We start from the raw sequence: 12,438 nt of genomic DNA on the forward strand, positions 1-12,438 counted from the left end.
AATCACTTAAAAATGCTTATTAGCAAATATAATAGAACAAAGAAGCGGATTAAATAATCTCAACTTGTATTACTTATCTCTGCTTTATTTTATTTATTAAAGTTACTTGGCTTTAAAGTTTGTTCTACTTATACTAGCTTATAAGGTAATTATTAGTTTATAAGTTATTATATATTACTCTTGTTATATAATCTATCTAGTTTCTTCGCTAATGCAGTAGATAACTTACGTTTTAAATCTAATTCATTGGTAACATTACTTCTGTAGATATTAATAAAATCCTCTAGTTTTTTCTTTTTATTACTTGTGTTTACGAATTTATTAAACAAATTTATACTTTCTATTACACCATATTTCTTTATTCCCATGTATGCAATATGATTTATAAAGTCCGGATAGTCTTTGATATCAGTTTCTTTTTCTTTGGAAATTACATCAACAAAAACAATATCATCTATATATTTCTCTAGCATGGGAGGTAATTGATTCCAGTTGTTTCTTAGTTTTTCGAGAGTATTAAATTTACTTTTTAATATTGTTCCTGATACCTTTTTAGCATTTACCTCAAATCGGAAAAGATAGAACTTATTAAACACATTCCTTTTTTTTTGGGGGCGAATATCGTTATTATTTATTTCCAAATATTTGTCGTAGAAAATTAGATTATAGTTTTTAAAATGGAAATACAAAGAAGTTTTTTTAACTATTTTTCTTTCAGCATTTCGATACTTAACAAAGCAATCAATTAAATTTCTCATTTCGGATTTTAGTAAAAGAGTTACACCAACTTCCAGTTGTGTTATTTTGCCCTTTAAAAGTGTTTTTAACTCGGTGTTTAATTCCTCAGCAATAAACTTTAAACACTTATCAAATTCATTGGAATTTAAGTCCTTTCTAGAATTTTCTTGATAGTACCATTTTCGGATACTTCCACGAATGTTTAACGAGAAGATATTATTTTTTTCATTAGCTGTTAATAATAATTTCAAAGGGAATTTTTTTGTAGCAAACTTGCTATTGTAAAGTTTAGCTTTATAAAAATATTTTTCGGGTGGACAGTTTTTTACTTCTTTACTCTTCCAATTTATATTATCGTTAGGTGAATAATCATTTAGACTAATTTTAATTTTATCGATCATGTCTATCTTTTTTTAAAAAATCCTCTAAATTTTTTCTAACAATCCATACAGGAGATTTTGGGGAAGTCTGGGAATACTTTAAGCCTTTTGCTCTCATTCGATCGATTGTTTTTCTGCTAAAGTTGTAATCTTTAATTACATCATCAATTCTTAATATATCCGTATCTAGTTTTGGTATATAGGTTGTTTTTATATTTTCCAAATTTTTTAGTTTTTCTATTTCCAATTCTCTTTTTAAACTGGCTACTTTAAGGATTGTTCTCTTAATTAATTTTTGGTTTAACGCCCCTTTGTTTACTGTATTTTCCATATTAATCGAATTTTACATTTCTCATTGCGTTAGATAAAATTTCTTCGTCAGAATTAACATATCGTTCAGTCATTCTAATATCCTTATGTCCCATTAGTTTCATTATGTAAAAGGGTTGGGTATTGGATTTAGCCAACATAGAGCCAAAAGAATGTCGTCCAACGTGAAAAGTAAGGTCTTTTTTAATTTTGGCTATTTTGGCTATTATTTTTAAATCTCTGTTTACAGATACATTACTTCTCTTTCGAAAAACAAAATCTTTTTCAGATTTGCTTTTTACACGATGTTTTTTTAATATTTCCATTGCCAAATCGTGTAATGGAATTTCTACATTATCTTTAGTTTTTACCATTTCGAGAACTATCTTTTTAGAATCGATTATATTTTCATTTTTTAAGTTTGCTACGTCCGAATATCTCAGTCCGCAGTAGCAACTAAATAAGAAGAGATTACGAGTTAAATTAAGCCCATCTGTAAGATTTCCCATTTTTAAATCTGCATTAATTATATTTCCAATTTCTTTAGAGGTTAAGAAAACAGTCTTAACTTTTTCCTTTTGTACTTTCACATATTTACAAGGATTTTCTTTTATTATTTTGTCTACAACGAATTTATTTAATACAGCGGAAAAGGTTTTTCTTCGGGTTGCAATTCCACTTATCCCAACCTTTTTTTCGACGGACAAATAATATAGAAAGTTTTCAATAAATTTTACATCAATTTCTTCAAGCTCAATAGTTGATTTATACTCCTTTAATTGCTTTTTAAATAAAATATAATGTGATTGTGTTCCTGTTGTAATAAGTCTAAATTTCTTTTTACAATATTCATCAAAGTAGTGATAGAAGTCTTTTTTTGCGATATTACCACTACATTTTTCTTTTATTAAATCTTTTGTTAGAGGTTTTCCAGATAATTCTAGTTCAATAAGATTATTGTAAATAAATTTTTCTTCTTGTTGGAGTTTCTTTTTTAATATCGAATTGCCAACTCCTTTTGGGCAATTTTTATCGAAATCCCATTCATTAAGAGTAAGGTAATGCTTGGCAGACAATTTTAGATTATTAGAATTAAAAATTATCAAATAATTTAAAGGATAGGTGTCATCACTTCTTTTTTTATCCTTTCTTAGAATCGTTTTTACGGAATAGTTATTTTTCATTTTTATTAATTTTATCTTGTTTGTATTTTCCATAACTCCCTGAGAAATTTAAAAAAGCCCATTTTTTACACTTTAACAAAAAATTAACCATTATTCTTAATAAAGTGTTAATTTTTTTAATAAGGATATGAAAAAAGCGACCTTGTTATAAGTCGCTTTTTTATGGGGGTTGTATGTTATATTCTTAATTCAAGTGCTTTTATTTTTACAAGTCTTTCGAAGCGTATTTTGTCGCCTGTATCGTTTAGTAAATGTGTATCATTTGGGTCGGAAGTGTAGTAATAGATAGTTTTGTTCTCTCGTGCGATTAATTTTTGTAATTCTACATCAGAAATTTCGGCACACCAAAAAATAGAAAATGGAGTAAATAATTTGTAGCTTTTTTTTGCTTTAATAGTAAATGTACTAACAGTGGCGATACAACCATTTTCGGGCGATTGTATGATTGTAAACTCGTCAGCACCATCTTTGTCTAGGTCGCCTTCGTTTATTAGTTTAAACCAACAGCAATTAACTTTTATAGGTTTTAAAGTTTTGTCACTAAATTCAATTTCGTAATTATCTGGGATTCCATCTTCTACAGGATTTCCACGTCCTTTTGTAGTTTGTACTCTAAAAGCGTATTCTAGTTTTCCATCTCCATTAAAATCTCCTTGGATTTGATCTCCAACTTTATTTTTATTTGTTTGTGCAAAAGAGTTGTTTACAAAACAGATAATTGCAAGGAAGATAAGTAGTAGTTTGTTTTTCATATTTTTCTGTAGTAGTCGTTTAGTGATTTGCCTGGATTAGCTTGTAACCAATTTTTTATTTCATTTGTGGAGTTTGTAGCTACAGGTTCTCTGTATTGATTTCGTAGTTTTTCTTCTTCAATAATACGCTCTCTTCTTTTCTCGTCGGTTTCTCCCAAAACAGCTAAGAGTAACATTGCTAGAAATGGAGAAAAAAACAAACAAAAGATAAACCAACCAAAACCACTTCGCCCTCTTTTATTTGCCATTTTTACAGGAATACTAATTAATAATATTACTAGAGTAAGAATCGTTAACGCTAAAATTGTAAAAAGTAACATTTTCCATTCGATTGTAATTTGCGGTTCATTCATTTCGGTAGTATAAGATTTTACAAGATTTAATTTTTAGCTAAAATAGTAAAATGTATAATATATGCGGTAAATTTTATGCGGTATTATTTACAATTTTCCTGCTATGGAAGATTCAGAAAAAAATATCGAATTAAAAATCAATCAAATTTCCCAAAAGTTAAAAGAAATCAGATTGTCAAAGGGTTACACTAGCTACGAAACATTTGCTTTCGAAAACGAATTAAATAGAGTGCAATATTGGCGAATAGAATCCGGTAAAAACATTACTTTAAAGACTTTGCTAAAAGTTTTAGAAATACATCAAATATCACTGGAAGATTTCTTTAGAAATTTGTAAAAAAGCGCACTTTATAAGAGATCTTAAATTGTATTTTAGACTTTATGCTATGTTTGCTTTGCGTATTTTAGAAAGTTATTAGCAAAAAAGAAAGATTTGTTTATTTAATTACCAAAATATTCATGACCACAAAAGAAGAATTTACTAAGTATTTAACATCAACAGAGAAATATGCTCCTTCAACTATCTACACTTATGGGCAATCGATAGAGTTAATTTCGCAAGATATTAGCAATAATCTTGAGATCGGATTTAAATCCTTATTTAATATTACGGATGTAAATATTTTACAAGATTATTTCCATAGACTTTATTTGATTCCAGCAGTAATGGAAATGGAGGAGACCCAAAGAAAAAGAAAAAATAATGCATTTAAGCGTTACATAGAATTTTGCGGAACTATCGATACAAATAATTTTAATGTAAATCAGCCAGATTTAAAAGATATTTTCGAGTCAAGAACAGAAGGGGGACAGAAAATAGTAATTTCTTTGGTAGCAGAAAGAGATTCTTCACTACGTGCTTCAGCAATTAAAATACATGGGACAACTTGTTTTGGATGTAATTTTAATTTTAAAAGTAAATATGGCGAAATTGGAGAAGGATTTATCGAGATTCATCATGTTAAGCCGTTAAGTAGTTTTCTTAATTCAAAAGTGGTAGATCCTTATACTGACTTAATTCCACTTTGTTCAAATTGTCATAGAATTGTTCATAGGAAAAAAGATTATGTTCTCTCGTTAATAGAATTAAAGGAAATTATAAATAACCCTAACTAAAAATAAGTTGTTTTGGTTTTTTAGTTTTCTATAATTAAAAACAGGGGTAATCGAGGGGGGAATAAAAGTGACCAAAGATGTCCAATAAAGACGAATATTGTCCAATAAAAAACCCGCTAATAGCGGGTTTCAGTGTTTTTAGAATCTTGTTATTCTATAGAGTAGTGACGTTTAGTTCACAATTTACAAATCATTTTATGAACGATTTAAAGAAATTAGCTTATTTTCAAGTGAATTTGTAAGATAATTATATGAAATATTACTTTTGAGGCGGATTGTATGTATCGTAAGGGTTAAATGTTAAAAAATGTTAATTCATTCCCGTGATTTATAGTAAGAAACAAATTTTGAATCACCTGTTATTTTAAATCTAAAGATTAAAGACTGTCTCACAACATGTGAGGCAGAGCCTCTTTTTCTTTTATTATTTTCGGATTGCTTTATTGGGCAACGATATCAAAAGAACAATTTTGAAAGGCTTGCTATTTTTTTTAAATTACCATTATCATAACTGTAAAATTTTTAATGCTCCTCTTGCGACTATGAAAAATACACAAACTCCAATAATAAGATCGGGTACCATTGAATTAGTAAAGTATACTAATATGCCAGCAATTATGACTCCCATATTAATTACAACATCATTTGAGGTAAAAATCATACTTGCTTCCATATGTGCCTCTTTGCTTTTAGATTTTTGAAGCAGGTAAAGGCATAACGAATTGCCTACAAGGGCAAATAATGAAACTACTATCATAGTTCCGTATGCAGGAATATGGTCAAACTCTACAAATCTTCTTATAACTTCAATAAGTCCTAAAATTGCAAGACCAATCTGAAAATAACCACTTATCTTTGCTACACTTCCTTTTCTTGTTGTTGTACTACCGACAGCGAACAGAGCTAAGCCATATACAATACTATCGGCGAACATATCCAAACTGTCTGCAACCAATCCCATCGAATTGGATATAAAACCTGTAATAACTTCAATTATAAAGAATGAAAAGTTTACAATGAGAACCTGCCATAATAACTTACTTTGCTGAGAGTCATTATTTTGCTCTACATAATCAGATGTATGTTCTGTTGCCATCAGAGTGCTATCCAGATTAAGAGTATTAATTGCATTTGTAATAAGAGTGTTGTCGTCCGTATGATAGACGTTTAGTTTTCTGCCTGCAATGTCAAAATCAAGCTGTTTAATTTGTTCTAAACCTGTGAGTTTCATTCTTATTAATTGTTCCTCACTAGGACAATCCATCTTTTTTATATTATAAATACTTTTTTTCATATCACTGTATTTTAATCTTAAAACCCGCATTTACAACAAATCCATCTAATGGAGCATATATATCTTTGAAAACGGGATTTGAAATAGTTCCTGTGTATATGCTTCCAAATTTTGTCTGTCTGGTATCTGTAAAATTTTCAAAATTAGCGTAAACCGAAAAGTTCTCCCAAAGCCTCTCTACCATAAAACCAAAAATCCAGTAGTCTTTTCCAGTTGTACCATCACTTAATTTTTGCGGACTGTAATAATATGCTTCTAAACCTGCTTTCCATTTTTCTTCAACTTCATACATCAAAACATTGTTTAATCGGTGTTTTGCCGTTAAAGGATTTTCAGATTTTATTCCGTTAGTATCTATGGAAGCATCCGTATAGGTATAACCCAGAAATAACTTAAAATCTTTGTATCCTAATTTCACATTTGTTTCAGTTCCTTTTGTGTCCAAATATCCGTTGACGTTTACAAACTGATAAATATTATCTGGAAGGGAATTTAATATCAGCGGATTATCAATATTGGTATAGAAAAATAACTGATTCCACGATAAAGAAAGATCTTCTGTAATTTTAGTTTTATAATTTAAATCAAAGTTAAAACCGTAACTTTTTTCAAGTTTATTGAAATCGCTGCTAATTGGCAGTACATTTCGATACTGGATACGCTCGCTTTCTTCAGTAAAAATAGTCGGCGTTTTATAGCCAAGACCTCCACCGATTCGGGATGTTAGTTTAGGATTAATTTTAAATAGAGCGGAAACTCTTGGTAGCAGAGAAAAACCATAGTCAACAACATAATCGCCTCTCAGACCAGTTTCTATCTGTAGCCATTCTTTGGCTTTAACTGTGTTTTGAAGAAAAGCTCCATAAGTAATCTGATTATAGTTTCTTAATGGGAAAGATGTATGGCTGTTTTCAGTAAAATTGTCGGTATATAAGTTTGCACCGGCAACCCATTCTGCAATTTCGCCGTTTTTAGAATAGCTTATTTCAGAAAAAGTACTGTTCTGCAAACCGTCAAAAATATAATCAGGAATTGTGATAACACGACTGAAATTATTAAAACTGTTTTTAACCGTTATCGATTCCTGCTCATTAAATTTATGCGTGAGAGCGAATTGAGTATTTATTCTCTGAGTTTTATTTTTTTCGAAATAACTATCAGGATATTTACTTTGATCTTTGATATAATCAATATTTCCACCTAAGCGGTTTTCAAAAACGGTATTGACGCCAAAATTAAGTTTGGTGTTTTCATTAAAATTGACAAAAAGTTTAGGATTAAAATTAAAACGCTCAAATTTTGGTATAGCTGTAAGCTTTATATCTGCTGGATCATAAGGAGCGTTACGATCGTGAGAAGCAAAAACAGTTACACCAATTTTGTTAAACTGTTGGGAATAAAATCCATTTATATCCAATCCAAGAGCCGAAGTTCCATTAATTAAAAATCGCAACTCCTTTTCTTTGGTTGGGATTTTAGAAACAAGATTTACTAATCCGGCTATTGCTCCTCCGCCGTAAAGGGTAGAGGCAGAACCTTTGATTATTTCAACCTGCTTTAAATCTAATGGAGGGGTCTGCAGTAATCCAAGCCCGCTTGACGCGCCAGAATATAAAGGAAAACCGTCTTTTAGAATCTGGGTATATCTTCCGTCCAACCCTTGAATCCTAATAGAAGAATTTCCTGAAGTTGCAGAAGTCTGCTGGGTCTGGATTCCTGTACTTTCGTTAAGCATCATGCGAATGTCACCCGGTTTCATATTAGCTTTTTCTTCAAGTTCTTCTCCGGCAATAAATTCTACCCTGGTTGGAATATTGCTGATCGTTCTGGTGCCTCTGGTGGAAGTAACAATTATTTCTTCCATTTCTTCAGCTTCGTGATCTTCGCTCTGCAATGCAATTTCTATAAAATTTAAGCTGGAAGGCACTTTAAAAACTGTTTTATTTGGAGTGTAGCCTTCATCAGAAATTGATAAGGTATAATTTCCATCTTTTAGATTTTCTACACTGATATTTCCATCATTATCTGATTTGAAAACCGAATTTGTTTCTTCAATTTTTGCAGAAACTCCTTTTACAGGTTCGTTAGTTTCAGCATTCTTGAGACGAAATTTGATAGTATTCTGTGCTTGTGCAGTGCCAATAAATGCCATTGTCACAATCAATAAAATATATTTAAACATTTATGATTTCTTAATATTAATAATAAATAATAGACCCGCATAATGAGATGAATGCAGGGATAAACTTTTTATATTAAGAAATTTTAGGAGGCTGCCAGATTTTGCAGATGAATGAAGAGTTGACAAATTTGTTGTATGATGGTGTTTGTGAGACTTCATCAAGGTTAAATTCTAATTTTTCATTTAGAATTATTGAATCAAAGTTTATCGTAAAGCCTATACAGATTCCACAGGAGTAGAATGGAGAACATTTTCCGTTACATTCATTACCGCAGTCATGTGAATCATTTTCACAATTTTTCTCTACACCGCATTCTGAGTGTTTAGCAAATGCGGAGCATGGAACTGTAGAAAGAAACAGTACGATGAATGAAAGTATAGTTACGAAAGTTTTCACATCGCAAATTTATCCTTTATTTATTAATAAGCCTTATAGGGGTACAAGTTTTATTTTGTAATACTGGTATATGCAGGGTTATTATAGCTGTCAAAATATTTAAAAGTAAGTTGAAATTCCTAAGTTAAACCCGTCAGTAATAGTAGGTGGGTTGGAAAAAATATCCCGTTGTTTCAAATATCGATAATTAAGGCGGATCACTGTTTGGGAGGTCGGCCTAAAACTAACAGCAGGCATTATGCTCCATAAATCTTCCCCAATATTACCACCGGTTTCTTTAAAGCTTCCAACATTCCAATCTACATATTCCAATCTACATGCAACATTTATCGCAGCTTTCTGCCAGCCTAAAATTGTTTTTGTCAATATAGGTTGCACAATATCTATAAATCCCCCTTTCTGTTTTTTGCCAAATTGTTGCGAATAAGTATCAGGTACATCAACATAAACCCATGCAAATTCAGAAGTGATAAAAGTTTTTATTCTTGGAAGCGTTGTATTAAAATCTAAAGCAAAAACAGATACACGTCTCTTCTTATCTATTGTAATGCCATCATCCTCAAATTTATTATAGATACCGCCCATATAAGAAATTCCAAGTTCTCCGACTTTAGTATTCCGCAGAGCAATTTTTCCCGTAAACAAGGGTTCTCCACTATTAATTTCTTCAAATCTTTCAGGGTTTTCTTTTGCCGCGGGTAAGAAAGTTTTGTTTTCTGTATTTTCAATTATTGAGTTATCAAAATTTCCGGAGAGATAGGCCTCATAACCAAACATCCATTTCTCAGAGTATTTTTTTCCAAAAATGCCAACCCCGGCGTTACTGAAAGTTGCTGGCAACATTTGAGTGGAAGAAATAGGTCTATCTGTAAAATCCCATTTTGGGCCATCATGATTTTGATTGAAAGACCCAATAGGATTTAAAATGATACCTGCGCGAAGATTTATCAACGGGTCAAACTCTACATCGACGGAAGCGAATTCAATAGAGATTTCTTTGCCACCGTCTTCAAACTCAATCTCGCTCAAAAATTTAATTTTTCTGCTAATGGAAGATGATATAAAAATAGATAGTCTTCTAGCTTGAAATTGATTGCCTTCGGAAATTCCGTCAGTTGTCATTTTTTGCCAGTTCATTTCAAGATAACCTCCTATTGATATGGGAGTCTTATTTATCTTCAAAGCCGGTCTGTTGTAAAGAGCATCCATGTTTAAGATATTTTTTACAGTATCTTTAGGTACTCTTTTTAATAAACTAGGATCGATCTGTGAATAGCAATATGTAGAAAAGAGTAAAATTAACAATGCGGGTATTACTTTTATTTTCAATCTCATTTTAAAGATATTTTTAAAATATTGTTTTCTATTGTGACCGGGAATTTTCTTAAGTCTGTATCTGCGGGACCGGTCTCGATGTTCCCGCGATTGCTGAATTCGCTTCCATGAGCCGGGCATTGAAGTTTATCTCCAAAAACTTGTAATTCAGCACCCTGATGCGTACATAACATAAACATGGCACAATAATCACTCTCACTAAATCTAAATACACATATTGGGGCTTTTAATATGTCATTTTGAATTACTATATACTTTTTAAATGCAGATTTTGTCCCTTTTTGAATTATAAAATCAGAAATTGGGACTAAGAGATCAGATTCCTTTATTTCTCTTGAAATTTGGGAAGAAGAGCAGCCTTGCAGTATTGTCGTTCCTGATATTGCAGCAAGACAGCCGAAACCGCATGCTTTTAGAAATTGTTTTCTGTCCATACTATAATGATTTTATAAATTTCAGCAAAGCCTGTTTATCTTCTTTAGAAAGCTTTTCAAATGCATATTTACTTTTCTGTCCCTCGCCGCCATGCATTAGTATCGCCTGCTCTATGCTTTTTGCACGGCCATCATGCATTAAAAACAAATTACCTCCCTGCGAGTTCTCGGAAAGGCCAATGCCCCAGAGGGGAGGGGTTCTCCACTCAGAAGTTTTTGCGCTGCCTTCTGTATAGCCATCATCCAATCCTGGACCCATATCGTGTAGGAGCAGATCAGTATAAGGTGCAAAAGTTTTATTTGAAAGCGAGTTAATTGGAGAATAACTTGTTTTTAATTCTGATCTGTGGCAGCCTGTACAACTTATTTGATTAAAAATAACTTTGCCTCGGATAACGGCAGGATCGTTTTGGCTTCTTTGGATGGGAGCCTTTAATGTTTTCAGATAAAACACAACATCATTTACTTTTGAAGTAGCGATTTCAGGGTCAATTTCTAAAGCAGAGTAGTGGTCAATAGGATTAAATATAGAAGTAATGCCCATATCTTGGTTGTATGCATTAACTGTTTGATGAAGTAGATCGAATGCTGAAGCTTTCTTGCCATATCTTCCAATATATTTGCCATTTTTTGATATGGCATTAGAACTTACAATAGCATAATCAGGTATGTTAATCCAGTTTACATTCCCTGAAATTCCGTCATCATCAACATCTTCAGGGTCAGTCATTGCAATTAGATCGGCATCTGAGACATACTGTAATAATCCTAATCCTGTGATAGATGGAGGCATAAAGGTGGAGAATGATGTGCCTGAAGGGATTTCTTCTGGAATAAAACCAGGTAGTGCACGGTTTTGAAGCTGCGGTCCTCCTAGTTTAATGAAATGATTGCCTGTTTCGTCAATTTGTCCAAAGCGAACTAAGCTGGTAAAAGGATGCCCTTTTCCGTCTCCTGCATGGCAGCTGATACAACTGGTACTTACAAAGGTTGGACCAAGGCCGGATGCCCTGTTAAAAACTTCATTAACTGCCTGGTCGCCTTTTAAAAATTGAGTTGATTCAGAAGCCGATAACCCTTCGATTGAGCCGTCTAAAAGTTTATCATCTTGCGGTAAATCTACAAAGCTGGTTTCACAGGAAACAAGCCCTATGTTTAAGACTACTAGTATGAAAGATGTCTTTAAAAATATATTTATATTTGCCATTATTTATTTTTTAGACAAAGCTAAAAATATTTTTAAAACAATTATGATTTATATTTGAATATTTTTTTTAATATTTCGATACTCTATGGCAGATGCTACTGCGTAAATAATAATTAATTTGAGTAAATTAGGTTTACCAATAGAAATTCAGAATCAATACAAAATTGTAAGTTTCCTTTGCATTAGCAGACGATATATAAAAACATACAATTATTTAAAACAATATTTTTTAATAAATGATTAAGTTTAAAATACCAGTGATCAATCAAATCAGGGTTTAGTTTTAACCGTTTAAAAATAATTTATAAATTTATATAAATGTAAAATATTGTTTTTTAGGTGTTTAGGTTGATTAAAGTAAATTTGCAATCCAATTGCAGAAACTATTTTGTAAATTTGTCTTAATATGAGATGGAAAACAACAATATTATTAGTATACATTCTTGGACTGCTTGCAGTTCCATGCAGTGACGTCTATAATACATGTCTTGAAGCGAAGTCTCAGAAGAAAGAACTGGCTCATAATCACAATCAGGATCACGATGACCATTGTACACCTTTCTGTCAATGTTCATGCTGCAGTGTTTCGGCTGTAAAATTTAATTTTAAGATGCCGGAATTTAATTTTCCCCAAAATATAATCAATGTTAAACATGCGGTTATAAAAGACTGTCAGGTAATTTCCAGCTATTTTGGAAGCATATGGCAGCCTCCCAAATTTTTCGTTTAAGTTTTTTGAATTGTGCAATTGATGCAT

Annotated in this window: 14 protein-coding genes; 3 read left to right on the plus strand and 11 right to left on the minus strand. The window is 31.6% G+C overall.

All coding sequences use genetic code 11. The features are described from left to right. Positions 1-167: 167 nt before the first annotated feature. The 5 genes from BD847_RS04165 to BD847_RS04185 all read right to left on the minus strand — a co-directional run bounded on the left by BD847_RS04165 (position 168) and on the right by BD847_RS04185 (position 3,716). Positions 168-1,139 (minus strand): hypothetical protein, encoded by a 972-nt coding sequence (locus BD847_RS04165; protein ID WP_115887000.1) that lies wholly within the window; start codon positions 1,137-1,139, stop codon positions 168-170. Beyond that, the gene (locus BD847_RS04170; protein ID WP_115887001.1) at positions 1,129-1,449 is read right to left on the minus strand and encodes a DUF3734 domain-containing protein; all 321 of its coding nucleotides are present in this window, start codon (positions 1,447-1,449) and stop codon (positions 1,129-1,131) included. Before BD847_RS04170 ends, BD847_RS04165 begins: the two co-directional genes overlap by 11 nt. Before the next feature lies 1 nt (position 1,450). Continuing rightward, the gene (locus tag BD847_RS04175; protein WP_115887002.1) at positions 1,451-2,644 is read right to left on the minus strand and encodes a site-specific integrase; all 1,194 of its coding nucleotides are present in this window, start codon (positions 2,642-2,644) and stop codon (positions 1,451-1,453) included. Between the two features lie 143 nt (positions 2,645-2,787). After that, positions 2,788-3,363 (minus strand): hypothetical protein, encoded by a 576-nt coding sequence (locus BD847_RS04180; protein WP_115887003.1) that lies wholly within the window; start codon positions 3,361-3,363, stop codon positions 2,788-2,790. Next, the gene (locus BD847_RS04185) at positions 3,360-3,716 is read right to left on the minus strand and encodes a hypothetical protein (protein WP_115887004.1); all 357 of its coding nucleotides are present in this window, start codon (positions 3,714-3,716) and stop codon (positions 3,360-3,362) included. Before BD847_RS04185 ends, BD847_RS04180 begins: the two co-directional genes overlap by 4 nt. 103 nt (positions 3,717-3,819) lie before the next feature. Between BD847_RS04185 and BD847_RS04190 the strand changes: the two genes are divergently transcribed. Both BD847_RS04190 and BD847_RS04195 read left to right on the plus strand, forming a co-directional pair. Continuing rightward, positions 3,820-4,053 carry a helix-turn-helix domain-containing protein gene (locus BD847_RS04190; protein WP_115887005.1) on the plus strand — a complete coding sequence of 78 codons (234 nt, stop codon included), beginning with the start codon at positions 3,820-3,822 and terminating at the stop codon, positions 4,051-4,053. 122 nt (positions 4,054-4,175) lie between these two features. Further along, the gene (locus BD847_RS04195) at positions 4,176-4,832 is read left to right on the plus strand and encodes an HNH endonuclease (protein ID WP_115887006.1); all 657 of its coding nucleotides are present in this window, start codon (positions 4,176-4,178) and stop codon (positions 4,830-4,832) included. A gap of 505 nt (positions 4,833-5,337) precedes the next feature. Here the strand turns inward: BD847_RS04195 and BD847_RS04200 are convergent. From BD847_RS04200 to BD847_RS04225, 6 genes are all read right to left on the minus strand, one after another. After that, positions 5,338-6,126, minus strand: coding sequence for a cation transporter (locus BD847_RS04200; protein ID WP_167443817.1), 789 nt, complete (start codon positions 6,124-6,126; stop codon positions 5,338-5,340). A 1-nt stretch (position 6,127) separates the two neighbouring features. Then, a complete protein-coding gene (locus tag BD847_RS04205) occupies positions 6,128-8,308 on the minus strand; it encodes a TonB-dependent receptor (protein WP_115887008.1) in 2,181 nt (726 codons plus the stop codon). Positions 8,309-8,381: 73 nt separating this feature from the next. Next, positions 8,382-8,705, minus strand: coding sequence for a DUF6660 family protein (locus BD847_RS21065; protein ID WP_115887009.1), 324 nt, complete (start codon positions 8,703-8,705; stop codon positions 8,382-8,384). Positions 8,706-8,804: 99 nt separating this feature from the next. Next, positions 8,805-10,040: a hypothetical protein gene (locus BD847_RS04215; RefSeq protein ID WP_115887010.1), complete on the minus strand. Its 1,236-nt coding sequence runs from the start codon at positions 10,038-10,040 to the stop codon at positions 8,805-8,807. Continuing rightward, positions 10,037-10,474 carry a Rieske (2Fe-2S) protein gene (locus tag BD847_RS04220; RefSeq protein ID WP_115887011.1) on the minus strand — a complete coding sequence of 146 codons (438 nt, stop codon included), beginning with the start codon at positions 10,472-10,474 and terminating at the stop codon, positions 10,037-10,039. Before BD847_RS04220 ends, BD847_RS04215 begins: the two co-directional genes overlap by 4 nt. A 1-nt stretch (position 10,475) precedes the next feature. After that, positions 10,476-11,681, minus strand: coding sequence for a di-heme oxidoredictase family protein (locus BD847_RS04225; protein ID WP_115887012.1), 1,206 nt, complete (start codon positions 11,679-11,681; stop codon positions 10,476-10,478). Between the two features lie 406 nt (positions 11,682-12,087). On the opposite strand from BD847_RS04225, the gene BD847_RS21085 reads away from it, so the two are divergent. Next, positions 12,088-12,411, plus strand: a complete 324-nt coding sequence (locus BD847_RS21085) for a DUF6660 family protein (protein ID WP_115887013.1) — start codon at positions 12,088-12,090, stop codon at positions 12,409-12,411. Positions 12,412-12,438 lie beyond the last annotated feature (27 nt).

Origin of the sequence: Flavobacterium cutihirudinis, from assembly GCF_003385895.1 — a bacterium.
Lineage (GTDB): Bacteria > Bacteroidota > Bacteroidia > Flavobacteriales > Flavobacteriaceae > Flavobacterium > Flavobacterium cutihirudinis.